Annotated in this window: 28 protein-coding genes; 18 read left to right on the top strand and 10 right to left on the bottom strand. The window is 72.4% G+C overall.

The window, feature by feature from the left end; genetic code table 11:
* The first annotated feature begins 141 nt into the window (after positions 1-141).
* On the top strand, positions 142-1,059 hold the full coding sequence (gene rmuC, locus B0I33_RS06825; protein ID WP_106177730.1) for a DNA recombination protein RmuC: 918 nt from the start codon (positions 142-144) through the stop codon (positions 1,057-1,059).
* Positions 1,060-1,200: 141 nt separating this feature from the next.
* Positions 1,201-2,178 (top strand): DUF6542 domain-containing protein, encoded by a 978-nt coding sequence (locus B0I33_RS29860; RefSeq protein ID WP_181193204.1) that lies wholly within the window; start codon positions 1,201-1,203, stop codon positions 2,176-2,178.
* Between the two features lie 47 nt (positions 2,179-2,225).
* Here B0I33_RS29860 and B0I33_RS06810 read toward each other — a convergent pair whose 3' ends face one another.
* Positions 2,226-3,266, bottom strand: a complete 1,041-nt coding sequence (locus B0I33_RS06810) for a 4-hydroxy-3-methylbut-2-enyl diphosphate reductase (protein ID WP_106177727.1) — start codon at positions 3,264-3,266, stop codon at positions 2,226-2,228.
* A gap of 188 nt (positions 3,267-3,454) precedes the next feature.
* On the opposite strand from B0I33_RS06810, the gene B0I33_RS06805 reads away from it, so the two are divergent.
* The 6 genes from B0I33_RS06805 (at position 3,455) to B0I33_RS06780 (ending at position 8,242) form a co-directional block, all read left to right on the top strand.
* Positions 3,455-4,285: a lipid droplet-associated protein gene (locus tag B0I33_RS06805; protein WP_106177726.1), complete on the top strand. Its 831-nt coding sequence runs from the start codon at positions 3,455-3,457 to the stop codon at positions 4,283-4,285.
* Positions 4,282-5,535, top strand: coding sequence for an exodeoxyribonuclease VII large subunit (gene xseA / locus B0I33_RS06800; protein ID WP_106177725.1), 1,254 nt, complete (start codon positions 4,282-4,284; stop codon positions 5,533-5,535). The genes B0I33_RS06805 and xseA overlap by 4 nt, the downstream gene beginning before the upstream one ends.
* Positions 5,536-5,632: 97 nt before the next feature.
* Positions 5,633-6,034 carry a hypothetical protein gene (locus tag B0I33_RS06795; protein ID WP_106178217.1) on the top strand — a complete coding sequence of 134 codons (402 nt, stop codon included), beginning with the start codon at positions 5,633-5,635 and terminating at the stop codon, positions 6,032-6,034.
* Positions 6,035-6,044: 10 nt separating this feature from the next.
* Positions 6,045-6,317, top strand: a complete 273-nt coding sequence (locus tag B0I33_RS06790; RefSeq protein WP_106177724.1) for an exodeoxyribonuclease VII small subunit — start codon at positions 6,045-6,047, stop codon at positions 6,315-6,317.
* A gap of 87 nt (positions 6,318-6,404) precedes the next feature.
* The gene (gene glpX / locus B0I33_RS06785) at positions 6,405-7,475 is read left to right on the top strand and encodes a class II fructose-bisphosphatase (protein ID WP_106177723.1); all 1,071 of its coding nucleotides are present in this window, start codon (positions 6,405-6,407) and stop codon (positions 7,473-7,475) included.
* On the top strand, positions 7,475-8,242 hold the full coding sequence (locus B0I33_RS06780) for a S1 family peptidase (protein WP_425440447.1): 768 nt from the start codon (positions 7,475-7,477) through the stop codon (positions 8,240-8,242). Before glpX ends, B0I33_RS06780 begins: the two co-directional genes overlap by 1 nt.
* 37 nt (positions 8,243-8,279) lie before the next feature.
* Here B0I33_RS06780 and B0I33_RS06775 read toward each other — a convergent pair whose 3' ends face one another.
* Positions 8,280-9,266, bottom strand: coding sequence for an NAD(P)/FAD-dependent oxidoreductase (locus tag B0I33_RS06775; protein ID WP_106177722.1), 987 nt, complete (start codon positions 9,264-9,266; stop codon positions 8,280-8,282).
* Between the two features lie 97 nt (positions 9,267-9,363).
* On the opposite strand from B0I33_RS06775, the gene B0I33_RS06770 reads away from it, so the two are divergent.
* Positions 9,364-10,761, top strand: coding sequence for a class II fumarate hydratase (locus B0I33_RS06770; RefSeq protein WP_106177721.1), 1,398 nt, complete (start codon positions 9,364-9,366; stop codon positions 10,759-10,761).
* A 3-nt stretch (positions 10,762-10,764) separates the two neighbouring features.
* Here the strand turns inward: B0I33_RS06770 and B0I33_RS06765 are convergent, their stop codons facing one another.
* Together B0I33_RS06765 and B0I33_RS06760 are read right to left on the bottom strand one after the other, a co-directional pair.
* On the bottom strand, positions 10,765-10,962 hold the full coding sequence (locus tag B0I33_RS06765) for a hypothetical protein (protein ID WP_106177720.1): 198 nt from the start codon (positions 10,960-10,962) through the stop codon (positions 10,765-10,767).
* 32 nt (positions 10,963-10,994) lie between these two features.
* Entirely contained in the window at positions 10,995-11,774 is a 780-nt protein-coding gene (locus B0I33_RS06760; protein ID WP_106177719.1) for a hypothetical protein, read from the bottom strand.
* A 129-nt stretch (positions 11,775-11,903) separates the two neighbouring features.
* On the opposite strand from B0I33_RS06760, the gene B0I33_RS06755 reads away from it, so the two are divergent.
* From B0I33_RS06755 to B0I33_RS06745, 4 genes are all read left to right on the top strand, one after another.
* A complete protein-coding gene (locus B0I33_RS06755; protein ID WP_106177718.1) occupies positions 11,904-13,928 on the top strand; it encodes an acyltransferase family protein in 2,025 nt (674 codons plus the stop codon).
* A gap of 93 nt (positions 13,929-14,021) precedes the next feature.
* Positions 14,022-14,255 (top strand): hypothetical protein, encoded by a 234-nt coding sequence (locus tag B0I33_RS30355; protein WP_245900480.1) that lies wholly within the window; start codon positions 14,022-14,024, stop codon positions 14,253-14,255.
* Positions 14,252-14,437: a hypothetical protein gene (locus tag B0I33_RS30350; RefSeq protein WP_245900479.1), complete on the top strand. Its 186-nt coding sequence runs from the start codon at positions 14,252-14,254 to the stop codon at positions 14,435-14,437. The genes B0I33_RS30355 and B0I33_RS30350 overlap by 4 nt, the downstream gene beginning before the upstream one ends.
* Positions 14,438-14,465: 28 nt before the next feature.
* Complete coding sequence (locus B0I33_RS06745) at positions 14,466-14,834, top strand: FAD-dependent monooxygenase (protein ID WP_106177717.1); 369 nt, start codon at positions 14,466-14,468, stop codon at positions 14,832-14,834.
* On the opposite strand, the gene B0I33_RS06740 is transcribed toward B0I33_RS06745, so the two are convergent.
* Complete coding sequence (locus tag B0I33_RS06740; protein ID WP_106177716.1) at positions 14,831-15,403, bottom strand: TetR/AcrR family transcriptional regulator; 573 nt, start codon at positions 15,401-15,403, stop codon at positions 14,831-14,833. The two genes, B0I33_RS06745 and B0I33_RS06740, sit on opposite strands and share 4 nt — an antisense overlap.
* Before the next feature lie 91 nt (positions 15,404-15,494).
* On the opposite strand from B0I33_RS06740, the gene B0I33_RS06735 reads away from it, so the two are divergent.
* On the top strand, positions 15,495-17,006 hold the full coding sequence (locus B0I33_RS06735; RefSeq protein ID WP_106177715.1) for an ATP-dependent DNA ligase: 1,512 nt from the start codon (positions 15,495-15,497) through the stop codon (positions 17,004-17,006).
* A gap of 7 nt (positions 17,007-17,013) precedes the next feature.
* On the opposite strand, the gene B0I33_RS06730 is transcribed toward B0I33_RS06735, so the two are convergent.
* The 3 genes from B0I33_RS06730 to B0I33_RS06720 form a co-directional block, all read right to left on the bottom strand.
* A complete protein-coding gene (locus B0I33_RS06730; protein WP_106177714.1) occupies positions 17,014-17,352 on the bottom strand; it encodes a hypothetical protein in 339 nt (112 codons plus the stop codon).
* Between the two features lie 14 nt (positions 17,353-17,366).
* The gene (locus B0I33_RS06725; RefSeq protein ID WP_106177713.1) at positions 17,367-17,756 is read right to left on the bottom strand and encodes a hypothetical protein; all 390 of its coding nucleotides are present in this window, start codon (positions 17,754-17,756) and stop codon (positions 17,367-17,369) included.
* A gap of 168 nt (positions 17,757-17,924) precedes the next feature.
* Positions 17,925-18,785: an NBR1-Ig-like domain-containing protein gene (locus tag B0I33_RS06720; protein ID WP_106177712.1), complete on the bottom strand. Its 861-nt coding sequence runs from the start codon at positions 18,783-18,785 to the stop codon at positions 17,925-17,927.
* A 98-nt stretch (positions 18,786-18,883) separates the two neighbouring features.
* On the opposite strand from B0I33_RS06720, the gene guaB1 reads away from it, so the two are divergent.
* Complete coding sequence (gene guaB1, locus B0I33_RS06715) at positions 18,884-20,323, top strand: GMP reductase (RefSeq protein WP_106177711.1); 1,440 nt, start codon at positions 18,884-18,886, stop codon at positions 20,321-20,323.
* Positions 20,324-20,377: 54 nt separating this feature from the next.
* On the opposite strand, the gene phoH2 is transcribed toward guaB1, so the two are convergent.
* Positions 20,378-21,664: an RNA 5'-3' helicase PhoH2 gene (phoH2, locus tag B0I33_RS06710; protein WP_245900478.1), complete on the bottom strand. Its 1,287-nt coding sequence runs from the start codon at positions 21,662-21,664 to the stop codon at positions 20,378-20,380.
* A gap of 754 nt (positions 21,665-22,418) precedes the next feature.
* Here phoH2 and B0I33_RS06705 point away from each other — a divergent pair.
* Entirely contained in the window at positions 22,419-22,667 is a 249-nt protein-coding gene (locus B0I33_RS06705) for a hypothetical protein (protein WP_106177709.1), read from the top strand.
* A 55-nt stretch (positions 22,668-22,722) separates the two neighbouring features.
* On the opposite strand, the gene B0I33_RS06700 is transcribed toward B0I33_RS06705, so the two are convergent.
* The gene (locus tag B0I33_RS06700; RefSeq protein WP_106177708.1) at positions 22,723-23,502 is read right to left on the bottom strand and encodes an isoprenyl transferase; all 780 of its coding nucleotides are present in this window, start codon (positions 23,500-23,502) and stop codon (positions 22,723-22,725) included.
* A 219-nt stretch (positions 23,503-23,721) separates the two neighbouring features.
* Here B0I33_RS06700 and trhA point away from each other — a divergent pair, with 219 nt between their 5' ends.
* Both trhA and B0I33_RS06690 read left to right on the top strand, forming a co-directional pair.
* Entirely contained in the window at positions 23,722-24,363 is a 642-nt protein-coding gene (trhA, locus tag B0I33_RS06695; protein ID WP_106177707.1) for a PAQR family membrane homeostasis protein TrhA, read from the top strand.
* 324 nt (positions 24,364-24,687) lie between these two features.
* The coding region (locus B0I33_RS06690) for a DUF222 domain-containing protein (RefSeq protein ID WP_146147464.1) at positions 24,688-25,287 on the top strand (600 nt) is incomplete at its 3' end.

Genomic DNA, 25,287 nt, shown 5'->3' with positions numbered 1-25,287 from the left:
ACTCGAACGTGTGTTCGGTATGGTGGGCGGGCTTCCCCGTCTCGTTCTGTCGGTGCCGTGCGCCATGATGCGAGCTGCCCCGGCCACCGGACGCCGGGGCGGGACGCGTGACACCGGGACAGGACGGGAAGGAGCCGGCTGGTGGGTTCGACGGTGCTCAGCACAGCGGCCATCGTGGTGGCGTTGCTGCTGGCGGCCGCGGTCGCGTTGTTGTGGCGGCTCTACCAGGACGGCATGCGCCGTGCCGACGCCGCCCGGCGACAGGTCGACGTCGAACGGGCCAGGGCGGACGAGCGGCGGGACGAGCTGCGCCGATACGAGGTGGCGTTCGCCTCGATCAGCGGCCGGGGCGAGCTCGGGGAACGTGTGCTGGTCGAGACCGCCCGTGCGCTGGGCCTGCGAGAGGGGCTGCACTTCACGGTCCAGACCGACCTCGCGGGCGGCGGTGGCGCCAAGCCCGACCTCGTGTTGCGGGTCGGGGGCGACCGCACCGTCCCGGTCGACGCCAAGGCGAGCATGGCGTGCTGGGCGGAGGCGGTGGAGACGGACGATCCCGAGGAGCGCCGCGACGCGTTGCGGGTGCACGTCCGCAACCTGCGGTCGCGGGCGGCCGAGCTGTCGGCGAAGGGCTACCAGCGCTGGGCGGACGCGATCTACGGGACCGTCATGTTCGTGCCGTCCGACGCCGCGGTGGTGGCGGCGCTCGACACCGACCCGGAGCTGTTGCGCTGGATGCTCGACCGGCGGGTGTTCCTGTGCGGCCCGACCGGGTTCGCGGTCGTCGCGTCGGCCGCCCTGTTCGCGGCCACCGAGCGGGCGCTGGTCGACGACGTCGAGCGGGTGCGGTCGCAGGCCGCGTCCGCGCACCGGGCCGCGGGCAACGCGATCGACGCGGTGAACCTGTCGAGCACCCACCTGCAGCGCTTCCTGTCGGCCCGCAGGCGGGAGCTGGACGCGCTGGAGAGTTTCCGGGCGACCGTGTCGCCGCTCACCGACGCGGCGGCGAGCCCGTCGCCGGTGCCCGCGATCAGGCAGGGGGACGAGATGTCGGCGAACTGAGAGCGGGGCCGCCCGCAGGTCCATACCATCACCCGGTATGACGGTTCCGACGCGTCCGGACGCAGGTCAGCGAGACCGGCGAAGGTACCGCTCCCGGAGCGGTAGCCGATTCTCCAAGGTCACGGGATACGGTGTTGCCTCGTGACCGCCATACGAGACCGCCGCAGCGACCTTGACGCTGACGACGCGACGCCCGTCGAGTGGGACCAGCGGCCGATGTTCGGCCCGTGGCGGGGTCTGCCGTGGTGGGGTGCGGTGCTGTTCGCGTTCGGCCTCGCGACCCTGGGTGCCGTCGCGGACCTGCAGCTGTCGGGCGCGCTGGGTGTGGTGTTCCAGGCCAGCTATCTGGTCGGATCCGTGCTGGCCATCGGGGCGGTCCGCAGGAGGAACCTGTTCGGGCCGATGGTGCAGCCCCCGCTGATCCTCGCGGTCACGGTGCCCGCGGTGGTGCTGGCGGGCTCCGGCCTTCCGGAGAGCAGCGACATGCTGGCGAAGGTGCTGGCGATCAGCACACCGCTGATCAACGGCTTCCCGACGATGGCGATCACCACGGGAATCACGGTCGCGATCGGCGTCTACCGCATGTTCCGGGAGCGCGACCCGGACGCGCCGCGGAAGGTGCGCGACGACCGGAAGCCCTCCGGCGCGCCGCGCGACGAGGACAAGCGCGGTGGGGCGCGGCCCGCCAAGAAGAAGGAGAGCGACGCGAGCCGGGGGCCGGCGAAGAAACGGCCGGCCGAGGGCAGGGGCGAGCCGCCGCGCCGCGCGGGTGGAGCGGCGGGAGCCCCGGAGCGCCGTCGCGGGGCGCCGCCACCCGATGCCGCGGGCAGGCGGGCCCGGCCGGAGGAGCGGCGCAGGGAACGGCCGCCGGAGCGGGAGCCCGGCGGAGGCGGCAAGGCGCGCGGCGCCGGTCGCGGTGGACGTCAGCCGGGGGACAAGGCGGGCGGACGCGGCGGTGACCGGTCCGGCTCACCGCAGGACCCGAAGCGGCCGCGGCGCTCCCCGCCGCGCACGGGGGAACCACCGTCGGGCGGGCCGGACGGACCCCGGCGCGGCCCGGAACGCGGCGGTGGACGGCCACCGCGCCGTTCCCGGCCGTGGGACGACGACCGCGGCTGAGCGGGCACCGCGGAAGCGCACCGGCTGGCGCGGGCCGGCTCAGGCCGTCAGCGCACGCTGCTGCGGCCCGATCCGGACCGCAGCTCCCTCGGCAGGGCGAAGGAGATCTTCTCGTTCGCGGTGGTGACCTCCTGGACGTCCTCCCAGCCGCGCTCGGCGAGCCATTCGAGCAGCTCCATCACGAGCACGTCCGGCACCGAGGCGCCGCTGGTGACGCCGACGGTCTCCACGCCGTCCAGCCACGTCTCGTCGACCTCGCGCGCGTAGTCGACGAGGTGGGCGTCGCGGGCACCTGCCTGGAGCGCCACCTCGACCAGGCGCTTCGAGTTGGACGAGTTGCCCGAGCCCACGACGATGACGAGGTCGCACTCGGCCGCCATCGCCTTGACGGCGACCTGCCGGTTGGAGGTGGCGTAGCAGATGTCGTCGCTCGGCGGGTCGGAGATCTCCGGGAACCGCTTCCGGAGCTGGTCCACCCGCTCCATGGTCTCGTCGACGCTCAGCGTCGTCTGCGAGAGCCAGACGACCTTGGACGGGTCGCGCACCTGGACCTTCTCGATGTCGTCCTCGGTGTCGACGAGCTGGACGCGGTCCGGCGCCTCACCCGCCGTGCCCTCGACCTCCTCGTGTCCTTCGTGGCCGATGAGCATGATGTCGTAGTCGTCGCGGGCGAACCGGTTCACTTCCTTGTGCACCTTCGTCACCAGCGGGCACGTCGCGTCGATCGTGCGGAGGTTGCGCTGCTCGGCCTCGGCGTGGACGGCCGGGGAGACACCGTGCGCGGAGAACACGACGAGCCCGCCCTCGGGCACCTCGGACGTCTCCTCGACGAAGATCACCCCGCGCTCCCGCAGCGTGTCCACGACATGCCGGTTGTGGACGATCTCCTTCCGGACGTAGACGGGCGGGCCGTACATCTCCAGCACCTTCTCGACCGTGATCACGGCCCGATCGACCCCGGCGCAGTAACCGCGCGGCTTCGCCAGCAGGACGCGCTTACCACCGCTCGCGGAGGCCTCGCAGGCCTCGGAGCCGCCGTCGATCGATACGCTGGTGGCAGGCTCGGTTCCGGGACTCGCTGCACTCATGCCACCAGGGTACGGGTCACGCCGGAACCACAAATGTCGAGACGATCCCACGGGGAGCGCCATGAGCAGGGCGGTGCCGGCACCCGACGGCGCGGGCCGCCCGCGCCCGATGTGCGCAGCGTCACCCGGCGCCCCGCGTTCCCCCTTCCGGTTGGGCAGGACGGACCATGTGCGGCAGGCTTAGAGACATGAAGCAACTCCCGTTCCCGCTCCGGGTCGCCGCCGGACTCGCCGTCACCACCGCCGAGCGGGTTCGCGAACTCCCCAAACAGCTGACCGGGCTGCCGGTGACGGTGGCCAGCCAGGTGCTGCAGGCCTCCATGCGCGTGCAGCAGCACGTCACCGAGCTCGCGATCAAGGGAGACGACGCGCTGTCGATGCTGCGGCCGGTCGAGGAGTCGCCCAGCTGGGCGACCTTCGACGAGGACATCGAGCCGGACCTGAGCGGCCCCGCCACTCCCGCGGAACCGGTGCCGACCGCCGGGCCCCCGGCCAGCGTCACCCCCATCGACTCGGCGTTCGACACGAGCCGCGCTCACGGTTTCCCCGGAAGCAGCAACGGCAGGCCGGTGCCGCCCTCGCTCGGCGAGCCCGCGGCGGAGGACCCGTGGGCCGAGGAGGAACGCGCGCTCGCGGAGGACCACGCCGACGGTGAGTTCGACAGCCCCGACGGCACCCCGGCCGGCTCGGCCGCACCGGACGTGCTGCCGGAGAGCGCCCAGGAGCTCGACGGGCCAGAGCCCGCGGGCCCGGCGGCGGCGAGCGAACCGTCCACGTTCGACACACCGCGGGAGCCGGGCGGCCCCGCCGGGGCGCCCGGTGGCCTCACCGGGTACGACGAGCTGACGCTGCCGCAGGTCCGCGCGCGGCTGCGCCGGCTCAGCCTGGCCGACCTCGAGGAGATCCTCGCCTACGAGCGGGCGCACGCCAACCGGCCGTCGTTCGTCGGCATGCTCACCCGCCGCATCGGCAACGTGCGGTCGGCCGGATCGGGCTCCGAGGACCAGCCCGAACAGTGAGCGGCGAACCGACCACCCGGACGAGCGAACCTTCCACCGCGGAGAACCCCTGGCCGGTCCGCACGGTCGCCCGCAAGATCGCCGACTGGATCCACCGCCTCGGCTCGGTGTGGGTCGAGGGGCAGGTCACCCAGGTCTCGGCGCGGCCGGGCACGGCGACGGCGTTCCTCACGCTGCGCGACCCGTCCGCTGACGTGTCCATGACGGTCACCTGCCCGGCCCGCCTGCTCCGCTCCGTCGAACCGCCACTGCGGGACGGCGCGAGCGTGGTCGTCCACGCCAAGCCGACGTTCTTCCTCGGCCGTGGCACGCTGAGCCTGCGGGCCAACGACATTCGCGCCGTCGGCATCGGGGAACTGCTGGCGCGGATCGAGCGGCTGCGCAGGCTGCTGGCCGCGGAGGGGTTGTTCGCGGCCGAGCGCAAGCGAAAGCTCCCCTTCCTGCCGAGGGGGATCGGCCTGATCACGGGACGCGCGTCGGCCGCGGAGCACGACGTGCTGGTCAACGCGCAAAGCCGGTGGCCTGCCGCCGCCTTCCAGGTGATCAACACCGCCGTGCAGGGCCCGCAGGCCGTGCCCCAGATCATCCGGGCACTGTCCAGGCTGGACGCCGACCCCGCCGTCGACGTGATCGTCATCGCCCGTGGTGGCGGCAGCGTCGAGGACCTGCTGCCGTTCTCCGACGAGGCGTTGTGCCGGGCCGTGGCCGCCGCGGGCACCCCGGTCGTCAGCGCCATCGGCCACGAGCCGGACTCGCCGCTGCTCGACCACGTCGCCGACCTCCGCTGCTCGACGCCGACGGATGCGGGCAAGCGGATCGTGCCGGACGTGCGGGAGGAGACCGCCAGGGTGCACCAGCTGCGCGACCGGGCCCGGCGAGCCCTGCACGGCTGGGTCGACACGCAGTGCCGTCTGCTGGACCAGCTGCGCAGCAGGCCGTCGCTGGCCGACCCGCTCGGGCCGGTCGACCGGCGTGCGGCCGAGGTCGAGACGCAGCTCGAGCGGGGCAGGCGCGCGATACTGGCGACGCTCAGCCGCGAGCAGACCGCGCTGGCGTCCGCGCGGGCCCGGCTGACCGCGCTCGGGCCGTCGGCGACGCTCGCCCGCGGCTACGCCGTCGTGCAGTACACCGATTCGGCAGGCAACCTCAAGGTGCTCCGATCGGTCTCTGAAGTAGCCGAGGGAACCCCGCTGCGCGTGCGCGTCACCGATGGTGCGGTGACCGCCGTCGCGCGGGGACAGGACACCTGAGCGATCGTCGATCCGGGAGGACGGCATGTCTCCACCAAGCCCTTTCGGGGGTGCCCCGCCTGCGGTGCCGGCTCCCCACACCACCATGTTCCTGCCGATGACCGCCGACGCCGCGGCGCGGCTGAGCCGGGCGGCCCGGTCGGGCGAGGCACGGGCCCGCGCCGCCGAGGTGCACCGGCGGGCGGCCGAGGTCGAGGCCGCCGCCGCCGACTGCTGGACCACGCTCCTGGCGGGCTGTGATTCGGCGGGCAGGCGGGCGCTCGGCCCGCGCCTGCGGAGCCTGTCCGAGGCCACGTCCCACTACGTCGGCACGCGCTGGTGGTTCAGCGACGGCTCGGCCTACCGCAGGCGGGTGGCCAGCGCGCAGTCGCAGATCGAGGACGCGGTCACCGACGGTGACGGCCAGGAGTTCGCGAAGGCGTTCGTCGGTTACGACCACGCGATGGCGAGCGCGGTAGTGTGCGCCGGACGAGCAGCACGACGGCCATCGGGAACGTGAGACGGACACAGTGAGCGAAGCGAACGGCGACCGCACCGAACTCGGCTACGAGGATGCCCGTGACCAGCTGATCCAGGTGGTCCGCGACCTGGAGGCCGGCGGGTTGTCCCTCGAGGATTCGCTCGCGCTGTGGGAGAAGGGCGAACACCTGGCCAAGCTGTGCGAGCGGCACCTGGAGGGTGCTCGCGAGCGGATCGAGGCGGCGCTGGCCAGCGTCGAGGACAACGGCGGCGCGGACGAGCCGGGCGGCGACGGCGCGAACACCGGCAGCGACCGTGAGTGATGTTCACAACGGGCGCATGACCGTCGGACCGGCCGGGTATCTGAGAAGATTCCGGTAAGCACTGTCGCGTCGATCCGGGAGGGCACCATGACCGCCGCAGAGCAGGCTGAGCAGTCCGCTGGGACGCCGAGAAAGCCCGAGGCGCCGGACCGCAACCTGGCGATGGAACTGGTGCGGGTCACCGAGGCGGCCGCCATGGCCGCGGGCCGCTGGGTCGGCAAGGGCGACAAGAACGGCGGCGACGGCGCCGCGGTGGACGCCATGCGCCAGCTGATCGGCACCGTGTCGATGCACGGCGTCGTCGTGATCGGCGAGGGCGAGAAGGACGAGGCGCCCATGCTGTTCAACGGCGAGGAGGTCGGCAACGGCAACGGACCCGACTGCGACGTCGCCGTGGATCCCATCGACGGCACGACGCTGATGGCGAAGGGCATGCCGAACGCGCTCGCGGTGCTCGCGGTGGCGGAGCGCGGGGCGATGTTCGACCCGTCGGCGGTGTTCTACATGGAGAAGCTCGCCGTCGGTCCCGAGGCGGCGGGCACGGTGGACCTCTCGGCGCCGATCGCGGAGAACATCCGCCGCGTGGCCAGGGCCAAGCACAGCAGCGTCTCCGACGTGACCGTCTGCATCCTGGACCGGCCCCGGCACGAGCAGATCGTGAAGGAGGTCCGCGAGGCGGGCGCCCGTATCCGGTTCATCAGCGACGGTGACGTGGCCGGCGCGATCGCCGCCGCCCGCCCGACGACCGGCGTGGACCTGCTGCTGGGCATCGGCGGCACGCCGGAGGGCATCATCGCCGCGTGCGCGATGAAGTGCCTCGGCGGCGAACTGCAGGGCAGGCTGTGGCCGAAGGACGACGAGGAGCGGGAGAAGGCCAGGGCGGCCGGGCACGACGTCGAGCGCATCCTCACCACGGACGACCTCGTGCGCGGGGACAACGTGTTCTTCTGCGCCACCGGCGTCACCGACGGCGACCTGCTGCGGGGCGTGCACTACCGCGCGGGGGGCGCCACCACGCAGTCGATCGTGATGCGCTCCAAGTCGGGCACCGTCCGCCTCATCGACGGCTACCACCGGCTGACCAAGCTGCGCGGCTACTCCTCGGTCGACTTCGACGGCGTCCCGAACGCCGACGACGCCGTCCCGCCGCTGCCCTGATGGGCCGCCTGTGCCGCGCGGCGGGCGCACTCGCCGCGATCCTGATGCTGGCCTGCGCGACCGCGGCTCCCGCAGTGGCCACGCAGCCCGGCATCGTCGGGGGCGAGGACGCCGACGAGCCGTACCCGTTCATCGTGTCGCTGCAGCTGTCCTCGGGCGAGCACTTCTGCGGGGCCTCCCTCGTCACGCCGGACTCGGTGCTGACGGCCGCGCACTGCGTGCAGGGCAGGGAACCCGCGGAGGTGACGGCGCGGATCGGCAGCAACGACCGCACGGCGGGTGGTGAGACCCGCCGGGCGGCCGGGTTCGTCGTGCACCGTGCGTACGATCCGGACGGTGCGGGCGCCGACATCGCGCTCGTCCGGCTGGCCGAACCCGCGACCCCGGCGCCGATCCCCCTCGGCTCGGACACCTCGGCGGGGACGGCGACCCGGATCCTCGGCTGGGGCCAGACGTGCCCGGCCGAGGGCTGCGGGCAGAGCCCGGTGACGCTGCAGCAGCTCGACACGTCCATCGTGGACGGTTCCCGCTGCGAGTCCGCGTTCGACCACGCGGCCGAGCTGTGCACCGACAACCCCGGTGGCGACTCGGGCGCCTGTTACGGCGACTCCGGCGGACCCGAGATCGCGCGGGTGGACGGCACGTGGCGGCTGCTGGGCGTGTCCAGCAGGCCCGGCAACGACGACGCGAAATGCGCGACGGCCCCGTCGATCTACACCTCCGCCGTCGCCTACGGCACCTGGATCACCTCGCACACTCGGGAGTGAAGAACGTCGTTCTCACCACGTTCCCCACTCACGACGGCTACATGTCGCTGGAGTGGCCGGGGAACAGGTGCGCGCCGGGGTTGAGAGCCACCGCGATGTTGTTGATCGCCGTGGCGGCCTCGCCGAAGCCGGTGGCGATCAGCTTCACCTTGCCCGGATAGGACGCCACGTCGCCCGCCGCGTAGACCCGGTCCCGCTTGGTGGCCATCGTGGTGTCCACCGCGATGGCCCGCTGGTGGATCTCCAGCCCCCAGTTCTCGATCGGCCCCAGGTCCGCGGTGAAGCCGAGGGCGGCGACCACCGTCTGCGCGGGCAGGGTCAGCCACTCCCCGCTCCTGAGCTCGACGTCGACCTCCGCGAGCTTGCCCTCGCCGTTCTCGCGCAGCGCGCGCACCTCGGCGTCGGTGATGATGCGGATCCCCGACTCGCGCGCCTCCCGCACGATCGACTCGGCCGCGCGGAACTTCGCCCTCCGGTGCACGAGGGCCACGCTCGACGCGATCGGCCGCAGCGCCAGCGCCCAGTCGAACGCGGAGTCGCCGCCGCCGACCACGATCACGTCCTCGTCCCGGTGCTTGTCGAGCTCCGGCACGAAGTGGACCATGCCCTGACCGAGCCAGCCGTCCCCCGCGGGCAGCGGGCGCGGCGTGAACTCCCCGATCCCCGCCGTGATCAGCACGGCACCGGCGTGCACGACGTCGCCGCCGTCCAGCGTCATCGCCAGCCCGGTCTCGGTGTCGTCGAGCCGGACCGCCTTCCGTTCGAGCAGGTAGGTCGGCTGCCAGGGCGCGGCCTGCTGGACGAGCCCGTTGACGAGGTCGCGGCCGCGGACCGCGGGGAAGCCCGCGACGTCGTAGATCATCTTCTCCGGGTACATGGCCGTGATCTGGCCGCCTGCTTCCGGCAGCGAGTCGACGACCGCCATCGACAGCCCCCGGAAACCCGCGTAGTACGCCGCGAAGAGCCCGGTCGGGCCGGCACCGACGATCAGCACGTCGACCGTCAGCTGCTCGGGCGAGCTCATGGCTCACCTTCCTTCCGCCGTGGTGGGTGGCAGTCGCCACCAGCCTAGTGCGCCACGACACCGGGCGTCGGCACCCGCGCTGGGCCAGACTGGCGCCATGGCTGAACAGGAATACCGGATCGAGCACGACACGATGGGCGAGGTGCGGGTGCCCGCCGATGCCCTCTACCGGGCGCAGACGCAGCGCGCCGTGGAGAACTTCCCGATCTCCGGCCGCGGTCTCGAACGCGCGCAGATCCGCGCGCTCGGCCTGCTCAAGGCCGCGGCGGCGCGCGTCAACGCCCGGCTCGGTGTGCTGGACGCCGACCTGGCGGCGGCGATCGCGAGCGCGGCCGACGAGGTGGCCGAGGGCAGGCACGACGCGCACTTCCCGATCGACGTCTTCCAGACCGGCTCGGGAACGTCGTCGAACATGAACGCCAACGAGGTCATCGCGACGCTCGCCACGCGTGCGCTCGGGCGGGACGTGCACCCGAACGACCACGTGAACGCCTCGCAGTCGTCGAACGACACGTTCCCCACCACGATCCGCGTCGCCGCCACCGAGGCGGTGCTGACCGACGTGATCCCCGCGCTCGACCACCTGGCGACCGTGATCGAGCGGCGGGCCGCCGAGTGGCAGGACGTCGTGAAGTCCGGGCGGACGCACCTGATGGACGCGGTGCCGATCACGTTCGGCCAGGAGGCGGGTGCGTGGGCCGCGCAGGTCCGGTTCGGCATCGAGCGGCTGCGCAGCGGCCTGCCCCGGCTCGGTGAGCTGCCCATCGGCGGCACCGCGGTCGGCTCGGGCCTGAACGCGCCGGCCGGGTTCGGCGCCGCGGTCGCCGACGAGCTGGCCAACGTCACGGGGCTGCCGCTGACGGAGGCCAGGGACCACTTCGAGGCGCAGGCCGCCCAGGACGGGGTCGTCGAGACCTCCGGCCACCTCCGCACGGTCGCCGTGTCCCTGAACAAGGTCGCCAACGACCTGCGCTGGCTGGGCTCGGGCCCGCGCACGGGCCTCGCCGAGCTGGCGCTGCCGGACCTGCAGCCGGGATCGTCGATCATGCCGGGCAAGGTCAACCCGGTGATCCCCGAGGCGACGCTGCAGGTGGTGGCGCAGGTGATCGGCAACGACGCCGCCGTCGCGTTCGCCGGTGCGCAGGGCAACTTCCAGCTCAACGTGAACCTGCCGGTGATCGCCCGCAACGTGCTGGAGTCGGCGCGCCTGCTCGCCGCCGTGTCCCGGCTGCTGGCCGACAAGGTGTTCGCGGGGCTCACCGTCAACGTCGAGCGGGCCCGTGCCTTCGCCGAGGGCTCGCCGTCGATCGTGACACCGCTCAACGCCTACCTCGGCTACGAGGAGGCGGCGGCCGTCGCCAAGCAGGCGCTCGCGGAGCTGAAGCCCATCCGCGAGGTCGTGCTCGAGCGCGGATACGTCGCCGAGGGCAAGCTCACCGAGGCACAGCTGGACGAGGCGCTGGACGTGCTGCGGATGGCCCGCGGCGGCCGGTAGCGCTCACGGTGACCGGCGGACCAGGCCGGTGAAGCCGGCGACGAACAGGGTGAGCAAGGCCCAGACGAGGACCTGCAGCGCCCAGGTCGCGGCGAGCACGGCCTGGCCCGCGCCGGTCGCCGTGTCGATCAGGCAGCGCTGGGGGCCGTCGATCCGCACGAGCGGCGCCGCGGCGGCCAGCGCCAGCCCGACCTCTTCCACGGTCGAGCACGGGGTGCCGCCCGCCCGTGCCGTCAGCCCGGAGCTCCCCGCGCCGCAGCAGGTCCTTCTGCCGCGCGATGTGGACCCGGCGGACGTCTCGTTCGTGCCCGGTGGCGCCGTGGGCGGCGGCGAGCTGGAAGTACGGCTGGCTCGCGTAGTTTGGGATTGGTCACCCGCGCCCCGCTCATGTTCAGCTGCCCGCCGAGCTCCGCGCCCGGCAGCCGCACCGTGCCCAGCTCGCCCCTGCCCTCGGCACGGAACCCCTCGGTGAGGAACACGCCGCCGCCCGCGCGCAGGTTGCTCGCGCCCAGGGCGGAGCCTTCCGGGCTGATCAGCTCGGCGCCGCCGAGGTCGAGCCTTCCGCCGAGGTCGCTGCCACCCAGGTGCAGCGCGGCGTAGGAGCTCGTGGCCCGCAGCCGGGCCCGGCGCAGCAGGAGGCTGCGCTCCAGCCTCAGTTCCTGCGCGGCGACGCCTCCGGCCTCCAGACCCGACATGTCCACTGTGCACAGTCTGCTGCCGATCAACAGAACCGGGCCGGATACCTGGCAGTCGACGAGCCGCAACGGCAGACTGGATTCCATTTCGGACAGATCGAGTACGTCCGGGATCCGCGCCCCGCGGAGCCGGATGCCGCGCGGATCGGGCAGCTCGTCACCGGGCCAGGCGAACCAGCCTGCGGCCAGTTGCCGGATCAGCTCCGCCCGCACCACCGGATCGCGGTGCTCCCCGAGGTCCAGCCACGTCCCGGTGCCGAGGGCGCCGACCACCGCACGCTCCGTGTCGGTGAGATCGCCCATCGTCAGCCTGCCCATGCCGGGGAGACTAGCGGGTCACGCCACCCGTGGTGGGCCGCCGGAGGCGATCGGCGGGACCGGTATCGTGCGCCCGGTTTGGGTGAACCGGGGCGCAGCGCTCGCGGTGAGCACGAGGGGAAGTCGAGGATGTCACCGCTTCGCGGCCGCGCGGCCGAGCCCGCCCGGCGCTACCGGACCGAACTGCAGGGGCTGCGGGCGGTCGCGGCCCTGCTCGTCGTCGCCTACCACGTGTGGCTGGACCGGATCTCCGGCGGCGTCGACGTCTTCTTCGTGATCTCGGGCTTCCTGCTCACCGGCCAGCTCGCGCGGGCGGCGGCCCGGGGCCGGATCGAGTTCCGGCCGCTGTGGGGACGAGTCATCAAGCGGCTGTTTCCCGCCGCGCTGACCGTGCTGCTGGCGACCATGGCGCTGGCCGTCGCCGTGCTGCCGCAACACCGCTGGTTCGACACGATCCGCGAGGTCGTCGCCTCGGCACTGTTCGTGGAGAACTGGCGGCTCGCGGCGAACTCCGTCGACTACTTCGCCCAGCACGACACGGCCAGCGTGGTGCAGCACTTCTGGTCGCTGTCCATCCAGGGCCAGTTCTACGTGGTGTGGCCGGTGCTGGTCGCCGCGGTGGCGCTGCTCGCCCGCCGCGCCGGCCTCGGCCTGCGGCGCACGCTCGCCGTGTGCCTGCTGGCGCTGTTCGCCGGATCGCTGGCGTACTCGGTGTGGCTGACGGCGGTGAACCAGCCGCTCGCCTACTTCACCTCGCTCACCCGGATCTGGGAGTTCGCGCTCGGCGGGCTGCTGGCCCTCGGCATCGACCGGGTCGCGCTGCCCCGCACGGTGCGCATCGTGCTCGGCTGGCTGGGCGTCGCCGGGCTGGTGCTCTGCGGGCTGGTGCTGCGGATCGGCAGCGTCTTCCCGGGCTACGCGGCGCTGTGGCCGACGCTGTCGGCGGTGCTGGTGCTGCTCGCGGGCGCGACGGGCAGCAGGGTGGGCGCCGACCGGTTCCTCTCCGCGCGGCCGCTGACCTACCTCGGCGACCTCAGCTATGCCCTCTACCTGTGGCACTGGCCCGTGCTGATCTGCTACCTCGTCGCGCGCGACACGGCGACCGTGGGCTGGTGGGACGGCGCGATGCTCGTCGGGCTGTCGGTGGGCCTCGCGGCACTGACGTACCACCTCGTCGAGACGCCCGTGCGCGACTCGCGGATCGGGGTCACCACCCGCTGGGGCGCGTACCGGTTCGGCGCGCTGGCGCTCGCGCCCGTGCTGCTCGTCGCGGGCGGCTGGCAGCTGGTGAGCCAGCACAAGGCGGCGTTCGTCCTCTCGCCCGACGATCCGGGCATCCCCGGTGCGCGGGCCGTGTCGAAGGAGTTCCCGCTCCTCGACGAGGAACGGCCGATCGTGCCGCCGTTCATCGCGCTGCGCGACGAGTTCGTGGCGTTCGAGGAGCCGGACTGCACGATCTCGCCCCGCCACCCCGAGCTGGTCGTCTGCACCACCGGCGCGGCGGGTCCGCCGGACCGCCGGATCGTCGTGGCCGGTGACTCGCACTCCCAGCAGTACATCGGGGCGCTCGCGCCCATCGCCGAGGAGCGGAACTGGGAGATCATCTCGATGGGCCGGGGCGGCTGCCCGCTGTCGACCGGGTCCGAGAACGCTCCCGGCGACCGGACGTGCCTGGACTGGAACGAGGCCGTGGTCGCGGAACTGCTGGAGATGCGGCCGGACGCCGTGGTCACGATGGCGACCAGGGACGTGCGGCCGGGGCTGACCGAGTGGACGCCACCCGGCTACGTGGAGCAGTGGCACCGGCTCGCCGAGGCGGGGATCCCCGTGGTGGCGATGCGGGACAACCCCCGGTACGACTTCGAGCCGTCGGCGTGCGTGGAGCGGCACGGCGCGGACGCCGCGCGGTGCCGGATCCCGCGGAGCGAGCTGTACGCGACCGAGCCGCCCTACGCGGGCCTCGACCTGCCGCCCGGCGTGTCGTTCCTCGACCTCAGCGAGTACTTCTGCCCAGAGGACGCGTGCCGGCCGGTGATCGGGAACGTGCTCGTCTACCTCGATGACAACCACGTGACGGCGAGCTACATGGCGACGCTGTCCCCCGTGCTCGCCGAGCACCTCGACGCCACGCTGCGCTGGGCGGACGACGCCTGACCGGACCCGCCGCGAATAGTTGACTCTGACTATTGACGACGGAGGGCAGCCGTAGCGCGGAAGCGGAAGGTCGGCAACCTGCTGGGACTCGCCGTGCTGGCGTATCTCACCCAGCGGCCCGAGCGCACCGTCTACGCCCTCACCGACGCGGGCAGGCGGGAGCTGCGCGACTGGCTCCGCGAGCTCGTCGGCACACCGGAACACGAATACCCCAGGTTCGTCGCGGCACTGTCCCTGATCGCCGCGCTCCCCCGGACGAGGTCGTCCCCCTGCTCCGCGAGCGGGCACGGCTGCTGGGCACCGAGCTCGCCGAGATCCGGGAGGTGATCGACGGCGCACTCGCGGACGGGGTGCACCCGCTGTTCCTCGTGGAGGAGGAGTACCGGATCGCCCTGCTCGACGCCGAGGTTCGCTTCGTCCACGAGTTCGTCGACCGGATCACCGATCCCGAGCACGGCTGGAGCAGGCAGTGGGCGGCGTTCCACACCGAGGAGGCACCGGAAACATGAACAGTCCACGTACGGCACTGGTCATCGGATGCACTCGGTCCCGCACCTGCCGCGGTGGCACCGGGGGCGGATGCTCGTCATCGGGGACGCCGCACACGCGCCGACGCCGACATCCGGCCAGGGCGCGTCACTGTCCGTGGAGGACGCGGTGGTGCTGGCCAGGTGCCTGCGCGGGCACGCAGGGCACGAGGCGGCGTTCGCCGAGTTCGAGGCCACGCGCAGGCCGCGGGTGGAACGGATCATCAAGCGGGCCGCGCGCATGCACAGCGGCAAGGCGGCGGGTCCGGTCGGAAGGGTGGTCCGCGACGCCGTCCTGCCGCTCGTGCTCCGCTCGGCCGGGTCGGGCAAGGCGGACCGGGAGGTGTACGACTACCGGGCCGGGCTCGCCTGGCACTAGCCCTCGACGATCTGGCGCGCGACCTCCTTCGCGTTGCCGACCGCGCCCGGCACCACCCCCAGCGCGGCGGTGACCGTAGCGCCCTCGAGCAGCACGAGCAGGGAGGTGGCCACCTTGCGCGGGTTGCGCACCCCGGCCTCTCGCGCGAGCGCGCGCAGGTAATCGAGCATCCACAGCTTCTGCTCGCGGATGATCTCCCGCCCGGGGTGCGTGCCGTCCGGCAGCTCGGCCTGGGCGTTGAGGAACGCGCAGCCGCGCGTGTTCTCCGTCGCGATCCACTCCTCGAGCGCGTCGAACACGAGCAGCAGCCGCCGGGCGGGCGTCATCCGGCCCCGCTGCTCGACGACGCTCACCACGTGCTCCCGCCACCGCTCGTCCCGGCGGCGCAGGTAGCAGGCGATCAGCGCGTCCTTGGAGCCGAACCGGTCGTAGAGGGTCTTCTTCGTGACCCCCGCCTCGCTGGCGATCGACTCGACGCCGACGGCGTGGATGCCGTTGTCGTAGAACAGCCGCCCGGCGACGTCGAGCACGCGCTCGGCGGCCGGGGTCAACGTCAGTTCGTCGGTCACCCCCCGAAGGTATACCGACCGGTCTAGCCGGTCCACCGGTGGGGCGGTCTCGCGCGGGCGCGTTGTCGGTGGCCAGGGGGATGATGGCGGCATGTTGCTGCACGACGTCGTCCGCGCCTCCGCCGCGCTGGCGGCCACGCGCTCCCGAAAGGCCAAGACCACGGTGCTGGCCGGGCTGCTGACGGCCGCGCCGCCCGGGGAGCTCGCCGCCGCGGTCGCCTTCCTCACGGGCCAGCCGACGCAGGGACGGATCGGTGCGGGCTGGCGCACGCTCGCCGCGGTCCGCCCCGAACCCGCGACCGAGCCGGCACTGACGGTGTCCGAGGTCGACGCGGCGCTCGGTGAGGTGGCCGCCGCGAGCGGCAGCGGCTCGGCGAAGCGGCGCGCCGACGTGCTGGGCGCGCTGTTCGGGCGGGCGACCTCCGACGAGCAGGACTTCCTGTTCCGGCTGCTCACCGGTGAGCTGCGGCACGGCGCGCTGGAGGGGGTCATGGTGGAGGGGATCGCGGCCGCCACCGGCGTGCCGGTCGAGGCGGTGCGCCGGGCGTTCATGCTGTCCGGGCGGCTGCCCGCCACCGCGAGCGCGGCGATGTCCGGCGGCAGCGCGGCGCTGGCCGAGTTCCGGCTCGAGCTGGGCAGGCCGATCCGGCCGATGCTGGCCTCGCCCGCCGAGTCGCTGGCCGACGCGCTGACCGAGCTCGGACCCGCGGTCGTCGAGTACAAGATGGACGGCGCGCGGATCCAGGTGCACCGCGACGGGGACGAGGTCCGCGTCTGGACGCGCACCCTGCGGGAGATCACCCGCCACGTCGGCGAGCTCGTCGACCTGGTGCGCTCGCTGCCGTGCGAGTCGGTGGTGCTCGACGGCGAGACGCTCGCCCTCACCGACGACGGCAGGCCGAGGCCGTTCCAGGAGACCATGTCGCGGTTCGGCAGCACCCGCGAGGAGCAGGTGCGGGCGCTGCTGCTGCGCCCGTACTTCTTCGACTGCCTGCACCTCGACGGCACCGACCTGCTCGACGCTCCCCTGCGCGAGCGCAACGTCGCGCTGCGCGCGGTGGCGGGCGAGCACGTGATGCCCGGCGAGACGGAACCGGCCGACCCCGAGGCGATCCTCGCCGGATCGCTCGGCGCGGGACACGAGGGCGTGCTGGTGAAGGACCTCGACTCCGGGTACGCGGCGGGCAGGCGCGGCCGGGCCTGGCTGAAGGTGAAGCCGGTGCACACGCTGGACCTCGTCGTGCTCGCGGCGGAGTGGGGGCACGGCAGGCGCACGGGTTACCTGTCGAACCTGCACCTCGGGGCCCGCGACCCCGACGGCGGGCCGCCGATCATGGTGGGCAAGACGTTCAAGGGCCTCACCGACGAGCTGCTCGCGTGGCAGACCGCCGAGTTCCAGCGCATCGAGACCCGGCGCGACGACTGGACCGTCCACGTGCGGCCCGAGCTGGTCGTGGAGATCGAGCTGGACGGGGCCCAGATGAGCCCCCGCTACCCCGGCGGGGTCGCGCTCCGGTTCGCCCGCGTGCTGCGGTACCGGCCGGACAAGGACCCCGCCGAGGCGGACACGATCGACGCCGTGCGGGCCACCGTGCGCGAGTAGCGTGCGCCTACCAGGTGGCGACGGTCTTGACGACCCCGCCGTAGTGGGGGAAGTTCACCCCGCCACCGCAGTGGATCTTCTGCCCCTCCTTGAAGTACACGGTGACCTTGCCCTGGCACTCGAACGCCTTGAAGCCGTTCCACGTGCGGGTTCCCGGCTTGAGGCACAGCGCGTCCTTGCCGAACCGGCGGAGGTAGCCGACATAGCCCTTGCCGCAGGTCTTGATGATGTCGGACTCCGCACCGGACGGTGCGGCGACAGGTTCCGCGCCCGCCGCCGTCACCGGCACCACCGCCAGGGTCAGTGCCACGCCGGCGAGGGTCACGGCCTTCCTCAGTGCTCGCATGTCGGTCCCTCCGGTCAGTAGCAGCGCGCCGACGAGATGGCGTAGGTGTAGTTGTTGGACAGGTTGGACGTGACGTCGAAGGCGATCTTGTAGCCGATCGGCGGCTCACCGAACACGTCGGTCCGCACCTTCTTGTCCTTGCCGGGCGCGACGACGCCCTTCCAGAGGGTCTTCTTCCACTTCACGTCGCGGATCGTGAGGGCGAGCCCGCGCCAGTCGTGGTTGTGCACCTTGATCGAGATGACCTGGTCGGCCAGCACACCCACCGTGGTGGTCCTGCCACCGGGCAGCTGCCCGCCCGCGCACACCTTGTACCCGGCCGACGCGGAGGGCGCCAGCAGCAGCGGTACGGCGACCGCCGTCGTCAGCGCCGCGGCGGCGCGCCTGCCCCACGTGGATCCCATGGAGTCGTTCCCCTTTCGCTTGCGGATCGATGACGGATCCGAACGTAGGAACGGGCGCGGGCGGCCGGAAGCGGTTCGGCGGCCGCCGGACGGCTCGCGGCCGAAACCCGGCGAATCCGCTGGTCGGAGATTTGGCCTGCGATGGCGATGGCCAATTCGTTCACCGGATCAGGGGACGACGCGGACGAGGTAGAACACGGCGCGGTGGTTGGGCAGCACGAGCCTGCCCTCGGCGTCGACCATCTTCCAGTAGACCTGGCAGTAGCCGGGCCGGTCGGGTGCGCGCACCTCGACCGAGACGCGCACGGACTCGCCGGGACGGGTGTCCGGAATCGGCACCCGCTCGGGTGAGGTGCACTCGTCGGGACCGCCGAACGAGCCCGCCCGGCGCAGGTACCGGCCGATCCACGGCACCGAGCCGACGTTGCGGAACTCCCACGTCTTGACGAAGTGGGAGCCCGTGGGCACCTCGGTGCCGTCGGGCACCGTGATGTCCCCGCCGAACTCGGAGGCGTCGCCGGGCACGAGCGGCGCCAGGCTCGGGTCGATGGACTCGTCCGCGGGTGCCGAACCGCCGAGCAGCCTGCTGCCGACCAGCCCCGCCGCCACGAGCAGGACCACGGCGGCGGCGGCGGTCACCGCGACGGTGAGCCCGCGCCCGCGCCGGGGTGTGCCCGGCTCGGCGGCGACCGGCACCGGTCCTTCCCCCGTCGCGGCACCGCGGGCTCGTTCCCACTGGCGCCGCCACGTGCTCCGGGTCGCCTCCTCGTCCTCCCCGAGCACGCCGACGGCGAGCACCCGGACGAACTCCCACGTGGTCTCCCACGAGGGGAGGTGCCTGCCGCGCGCCGCGGCCGAGAGCGCCGACCTGGACGCGAGCGCGCCGAACTCCTCGCGCATCCGGTCGTACGACGGGTCCCCGGCGGCGCGCTTGAGCTCCCACAGTCGCCGGGCGAACGCCGCGACGGGTCCGGCGGACTCGTCCGGGCAGGTGGCGGTCCGGCCCCGGCGCCCCGAACCCCTCGTCATGAGCACCGAGGGTATTGCGTCGCAGCCCTGGGTAACCACTCGACCTCGCCGGGAGCCCGTGACCCGCGGCGGGCGAGTACCACGTACTCTGAAGTCTCGTGCGCTTTCTGGATGGCCACCGGCCCGCTCACGACCTGACCTACGACGACGTCTACCTGCTGCCGAACCGCTCGGCGGTGGAGTCGCGCTTCGACGTCGACCTCTCCACCGTCGACGGCACCGGCACGACCATCCCGATCGTGGTCGCCAACATGACCGCCGTCGCGGGCAGGCGGATGGCCGAGACGGTCGCCCGCCGGGGCGGCCTCGTCGTGCTGCCGCAGGACATCGACCCGGCGGCGGTCGCCGAGATCACCGCGTGGGTGAAGGACCGCGACCCGGTCTGGGACACGCCGCTCGTGCTGACCCCCGACGACGCCGTCGCCGACGCGTTGAACCTCGTCGGCAAGCGCGCACACGGTGCCGTCGTCGTGGTCGACGCCGGGGGCAAGCCGGTCGGCATCGTCGACGAGGACTCGTGCGCGGGGGTGGACCGCTTCGCCCGGCTGGGCGAGATCGCGGACCCCGCGGTGCTCACCTGCCCGCTGGACACCCCCTCCCGCGAGGTGTTCGCGCGGCTGCACGCGCACGGCGGGAAACTCGCGCTGGGCGTGGATGCCGAGGGCCGTCTCGCGGGCGTGCTCACGGCCGTGGGCGCGCTGCGGGCGGACATCTACCGGCCCGCCGTGGACGCCGGCGGGCGCCTGCGGATCGCCGCCGCCATCGGCGTGAACGGCGATGTCGCGGCGAAGGCGGAGGCCGTGCTCGGGGCGGGCGTGGACGTGCTGGTCGTGGACACCGCGCACGGGCACCAGGAGAAGATGCTGGCCGCGCTGAAGGCCGTCCGCTCGGTGTCTCCCGCGGTGCCGGTGGTGGCGGGCAACGTCGTGACGGCGGAGGGGACGCGGGATCTCATCGAGGCAGGCGCCGACGTCGTGAAGGTCGGTGTCGGGCCGGGCGCCATGTGCACCACCCGCATGATGACCGGGGTGGGCAGGCCGCAGTTCTCGGCGGTGTCCGACTGCGCGACCGAAGCCCGCTCGCTGGGCAAGCACGTGTGGGCCGACGGCGGCATCCGGCACCCGCGGGACGTGGCGCTGGCGCTCGCCGCGGGCGCGTCCGCCGCGATGATCGGCTCGTGGTTCGCCGGAACACACGAGTCTCCCGGCGACCTGCGCTACGACGAGCACGGCAGGCCGTACAAGGAGTCGTTCGGCATGGCGTCGAAGCGTGCCGTCGGCGCGCGCACCCGGGCCGACGACGTGTACGAGCGGGCCCGCAAGGCGCTGTTCGAGGAGGGCATCTCGTCGTCGCGGATGGCGCTCGACCCGGTGCGGCCTGGCGTCGAGGACCTGCTCGACTCGATCACCGCGGGGGTCCGCTCGGCGTGCACGTACGCGGGCGCGGCGACGCTGGAGGAGTTCTACCAGCGGGCCGTGCTGGGAGTGCAGTCCAGCGCCGGGTTCGCGGAGGGCAGGCCACTGCCCGTCGGCTGGTGACCTGCGGTGCCGTGGGCGCGCGGCCGGGAGACCACGCGCCCACGGCCCGGCCCGTCAGGCGTGGTACTCCAGCATCTCGGTGACCAGCGCCGCGATGGGCGAACGCTCCGAGCGGGTCAGGGTGACGTGCGCGAAGAGCGGGTGGCCCTTCAGCTTCTCGATCACCGCGGCCACGCCGTCGTGCCTGCCGACGCGGAGGTTGTCCCGCTGGCCGACGTCGTGGGTCAGCACGACCCGCGACGCCGTGCCCAGCCGCGACAGCACCGTGAGCAGGACGTTGCGTTCCAGCGACTGCGCCTCGTCCACGATCACGAACGCGTCGTGCAGCGAGCGGCCCCGGATGTGGGTCAGCGGCAGCACCTCCAGCATGCCCCGGTCGAAGACCTCGTCGATGACCTCCTGGCTGACCAGGGCGCCGAGGGTGTCGAGCACCGCCTGCGCCCAGGGCTGCATCTTCTCGCTCTCGGTGCCGGGGAGGTAGCCGAGGTCCTGCCCGCCGACGGCGTAGACCGGCCGGAAGACCACGACCTTGCGGTGCTGTCCCCGCTCCAGCACGGACTCCAGTCCCGCGCACAGCGCGAGGGCCGACTTGCCGGTGCCCGCACGCCCGCCGAGCGAGACGATGCCCACGTCGGGGTCGAGCAGCAGGTCGAGGGCGATCCGCTGCTCGGCGGAGCGCCCGTGCAGCCCGAACGCCTCACGGTCGCCGCGGACGAGCCGCACCTTCTTGTCCGGCGTCACCCTGCCGAGTGCGCTCGCGGTGCCCGCGAGCAGGCGCACACCGGTGTGGCACGGCAGTTCGGCCGCCTCGGGCAGGCCGAAGTCGGACAGGTCGGCCGTGTTCCGGGAGAACAGCTCGTCGAGCGCCTCCTGGGGCACGTGCATGTCCGCCATTCCGGTCCAGCCGGACGGCGTGACGTCCTGCGCGCGGTACTCGTCGGCGTCGAGACCGACGGAGCCCGCCTTGACGCGGAGCGGGACGTCCTTGGTGATCAGCGTGACGTCGGTCAGCTCGGTGGCGAGGTTGAGCGCGCACGCCAGGATGCGGTGGTCGTTGGAGTCGGTCCGGAACCCGGGCGGGAGCACGGTGGGATCCGAGTGGTTGAGCTCCACGTGCAGGGTTCCGCCCTGGTCGCCGATGGGAACCGGCGCGTCGAGCCTGCCGTGTGTGCGCCTCATGTCGTCCAGCAGCCGCAACGCCTCCCGGGCGAACCACCCCAGCTCGGGGTGGTGCCGCTTGCCCTCCAGCTCGCTGATCACCACGAGCGGGAGGACCACGGCGTGCTCGGCGAACCTGGTCACCGCCCACGGGTCGGACAGCAACACGGAGGTGTCGAGCACGTAGGTGTGCCTGGGTTGGTCGGAGTCGGGTGAGGCTGAGGCCGAGGCCTCCTCAGTGCCCGAAGCACTGGTCGAAGAGCGGCCGGAGGCCTTTCGGGGCAAACGCTGCGCAGTCACGACGGCATCTCCCTCGTGGGCGTGGCACCACGCCCGCACTCGCTGGGCCGGGCACTGCCCTGGCTGGTCGCTCTCCCTGACGCCTCGGACGTCAGGGCACGCGGCCACGAGGGCCCGGTGCCGGCCCCCTCGTGCGTTTCCTGAACGGCTTCGCCGTTCGCTCCACCACTGCCACGACCAGGGCCTCCCGCGACGGTCCGCATGGGTTCGCGATCCGTCTCCTCGGAAGCTACCTGCGAGTGGCCTGTCTCGCAGGCAGCCAGCCAGGTGATTCGCCGATTCGTCACTTGTCCGACAGCACGCGATCACTCAGCGAGCGCGAACGAGCCTGGGTCCTCACCGTCCGTGTTCGATACCGCCGCCTCGGCACCCCCGGACCGGTCATTCCTCGCCTTGTCGGGGCACCTGGCCGGTCACCTCACCAAGATTTTTTCGCCTATATCAAAGGCGAATACTCTTTCGCCACCGTCGACCGCGAACCGCCAGGCGAACGGGTGCTCTACGCCGGATGCCACTCACACAATGGTGTAACCGGACGATCATGACTCGGCTTTTTGAAGTAATTTCTGGCTCACGGACGCACCGGGTTCCACCCGGAAAGTCCCGGATTCGGATTGTCGAAAGAGGAGTGTGCGAAGTGCTGAAGAAGGCCGGAATCGTCACCGCCACCACCGCCGCCCTGATGATGGCCGGCGGCACCGCGTTCGCCGCCCCAGCGGAAGCCTCGTCCCCGATTCCGCATGACGGAATCACGTTCTCCGAGGCCTACTACCAGTTCATCGAGGGCGGTGGCGCGCTGGGCTACGGTGCGTCCTCGCTGGTCGCCGGTGCCTACACCGGTATCGCGCGTACCCCGCACCTGATCATGAACCCGGCCGGCGACTGATCATCCAGGGAAGGCCCGGTGGCCCGCGGGAGTTCCCCGCGGGCCACCGGCCTGCTCACGCCCCGTACCGCCGGTGGCGCACCGCGAAGTCCCGCAGCGCGCGCAGGAAGTCGACCTTGCGGAATGCGGGCCAGTAGGCTTCGGTGAACCAGAATTCCGAATGCGCGGACTGCCAGAGCAGGAATCCGGAAAGCCGTTGTTCGCCCGATGTCCGGATAATGAGGTCAGGGTCGGGCTGTCCGGATGTGTACAAATGCTCCGATATGTGATCGACGTCCAGGATCTTCGCCAGCTCGCGAATGGACGTTCCCTCGTCCGCGTGCTGTTCGAGCAGTTTCCGCACGGCATCGGCGATCTCCTGCCGCCCGCCGTAACCGACGGCGATGTTCACGACCATGCTGTTGCGGCTCTCGGTGCGCTGAGCCGCCGCCGTGAGCCGGGCCGTGACCTCGGTGGGGAGGGTGTCGAGCGCACCCACGATCCGCAACCGCCACGAGTTGCCCGGCTTCGCCAGCTCGTCCACGACGTCCGGGATGATCTCCAGCAGCGCCGTGACCTCCTCGCTGGACCGGCTGCGGACGTTGTCCGTGGACAGCAGCCAGAGCGTCACCACCTCCACCTCGGCCTCCCGGCACCAGCCGAGGAAATCCGCGATCTTCTTCGCGCCCATCCGGTGGCCGTCGTTGACGTCGGTGAACCCAGCCTCCCGAGCCCAGCGCCGGTTGCCGTCGAGCATGATGCCGATGTGCCGGGGCTGCCTGCCGGCTGCCTGCTGTCGCAGCCGCCACGAGTAGGCGGTGTAGACGATTCTGGAGAGGAAGGACCGAACGCTCACGGGATCGGAGCGTACGCCTGACGGTGGACGGCGGAACGCGCCGTCCGGCCCGCGTCCGCGGTGTCCGGTTCGCCCGGCCGCTGCCCCCGTGACGATGCGGCGAGCGTGATGCTTCGAACAGCGACCAGGGCCGCCGAAACATGGCGACCACAACCTACGGTCTCGTAACCTGGAGACGTGAGTGCGGCGACCGATTCCCGACCGGGAGCGAACCTGGACATGCTGGATCGGCCCCGGCTTCGGGGACACCTCCACTTCTGGTCCTTCTTCGGCGCCCTCGCCGCGGGCGCGACGCTGATCGCGCTGGCCGGTGCGACGGTGTCCGCCACGGCGGCGCTCGCGACGTCGATCTACGGCGTCACCGTGCTGGGCGTGTTCGGCGTCAGCGCGCTGTACCACCGGCGCATCTGGAGCCCGCGGGCGTACGAGTGGATGAAGCGTGCCGACCACTCGATGATCTTCCTGTTCATCGCGGGCACCTACACCCCGTTCACGCTGCTGGCGATGCCGCAGCCGACCGGCTACGTGGTGCTCGGGGTCGTCTGGGGCGGCGCGATCGCGGGCGTGGCGCTCAAGATGCTCTGGCCGAGGGCTCCCCGCTGGCTGGGGGTGCCGATCTACATCGCGCTCGGCTGGGTGGCGATCTTCGTGCTCCCCGAACTGGCGCGCACGGCGGGCACCGCCGCTCTCGTACTGCTCCTCGTCGGCGGCTTCCTCTACACCCTGGGCTCGGTCTTCTACGCGACCCGCTGGCCGAACCACTGGCCGCACGTCTTCGGCTACCACGAGTTCTTCCACGCGTGCACCGTGCTGGCCGCGATCTCCCACTACATCGCGATCTGGCTGGCGATGTACGCCTAGCGGGCGCCTTCCGTGTTCGCGGTGAGCGTGGGCGGGCGGCCGGAAGGAGGTCCGGCGCAGTGTGCGGCCGCCGGTCAGGAACAGCGGTCGACCCAAGGCCACCCGCGACCGGAGCGGGTGCTTCACCGATCACCGGGTCGCCCGGCGTCGACAACATCCGTCGTGCCGCGGCCGCGTCAGCCGACACCCGCCATAACGGCTTCCGCGGTCCGCTCGCCCCGCCATCATTCCCGAACCCTCGACTCCACCCCGGCGAGACGGTTGGACTCACTCCATTCGCGACAGATTAGAACATATGTTCGAGTATCGTGCTACCATAACTCTGTGATCGGAATCCAGCCGCCGAGCGCCGTTCCCCCAGCACTGGGGGACGCGGCGCTACTGGACGCGTTGCGCGAGGCGATGGTGCGGCGGCGAGCCGCCTACGCCGACGAGCTGGCGCTGCTGGCGGAGATCGACGCTCGCGGGCTCGCTCTCGACCAGGGCTATCCGACGGCGGCGGCATTGGTGCGCGACCTCTACCACCTGGGCATGTCCCAGGCGCAGCGCATGGTGGCCCACGCGCACGCTCTGCACCCGAAGCTCACTCCCAGCGGCGGGCAGGTCGACGCGGAACTCCCGCGCACCGCGACCGCCCTACGGGAGGGCGAGATCGGCCCGGAGCACGTCGACGCGATTCGAGCAGCCGTGGACGCATTGCCCCGCGCCACCACCGCCGAGGACCGGGTGGCCGCCGAACGGATCCTGTGCGAGGCAGCCACTCAGACCGAGCCCCGGCTGCTGACCAAACTGGGGCGGGAGATCCGGGACCGGCTCGACCCCGACGGCACCGCGCCCCGCGAGGCAGACCTCGCCCAGCCCCGGCGGGCACTCCACCTGGCCGCCCGCCGGGACGGGGGTGTGCGCGGCAGCTTCGAACTCGAC

The organism is Prauserella shujinwangii (assembly GCF_003001955.1).
GTDB lineage: Bacteria > Actinomycetota > Actinomycetes > Mycobacteriales > Pseudonocardiaceae > Qaidamihabitans > Qaidamihabitans shujinwangii.
This window is presented reverse-complemented; position numbering and strand designations above follow the sequence as displayed.

Coding starts and splice junctions, on each gene's coding strand:
- B0I33_RS06730 (WP_106177714.1), bottom strand. CDS start 17,352: ATGCGAGCACTGAGGAAGGCCGTGACCCTCGCCGGCGTGGCACTGACC.
- B0I33_RS06770 (WP_106177721.1), top strand. CDS start 9,364: ATGGCTGAACAGGAATACCGGATCGAGCACGACACGATGGGCGAGGTG.
- B0I33_RS06720 (WP_106177712.1), bottom strand. CDS start 18,785: ATGACGAGGGGTTCGGGGCGCCGGGGCCGGACCGCCACCTGCCCGGAC.
- B0I33_RS06810 (WP_106177727.1), bottom strand. CDS start 3,266: ATGAGTGCAGCGAGTCCCGGAACCGAGCCTGCCACCAGCGTATCGATC.
- B0I33_RS06780 (WP_425440447.1), top strand. CDS start 7,475: ATGGGCCGCCTGTGCCGCGCGGCGGGCGCACTCGCCGCGATCCTGATG.
- B0I33_RS06775 (WP_106177722.1), bottom strand. CDS start 9,266: ATGAGCTCGCCCGAGCAGCTGACGGTCGACGTGCTGATCGTCGGTGCC.
- B0I33_RS06795 (WP_106178217.1), top strand. CDS start 5,633: ATGACCGCCGACGCCGCGGCGCGGCTGAGCCGGGCGGCCCGGTCGGGC.
- glpX (WP_106177723.1), top strand. CDS start 6,405: ATGACCGCCGCAGAGCAGGCTGAGCAGTCCGCTGGGACGCCGAGAAAG.
- B0I33_RS06735 (WP_106177715.1), top strand. CDS start 15,495: ATGTTGCTGCACGACGTCGTCCGCGCCTCCGCCGCGCTGGCGGCCACG.
- B0I33_RS06805 (WP_106177726.1), top strand. CDS start 3,455: ATGAAGCAACTCCCGTTCCCGCTCCGGGTCGCCGCCGGACTCGCCGTC.
- B0I33_RS06745 (WP_106177717.1), top strand. CDS start 14,466: ATGCACTCGGTCCCGCACCTGCCGCGGTGGCACCGGGGGCGGATGCTC.
- B0I33_RS06755 (WP_106177718.1), top strand. CDS start 11,904: ATGTCACCGCTTCGCGGCCGCGCGGCCGAGCCCGCCCGGCGCTACCGG.
- trhA (WP_106177707.1), top strand. CDS start 23,722: ATGCTGGATCGGCCCCGGCTTCGGGGACACCTCCACTTCTGGTCCTTC.
- B0I33_RS06760 (WP_106177719.1), bottom strand. CDS start 11,774: ATGGGCAGGCTGACGATGGGCGATCTCACCGACACGGAGCGTGCGGTG.
- B0I33_RS06725 (WP_106177713.1), bottom strand. CDS start 17,756: ATGGGATCCACGTGGGGCAGGCGCGCCGCCGCGGCGCTGACGACGGCG.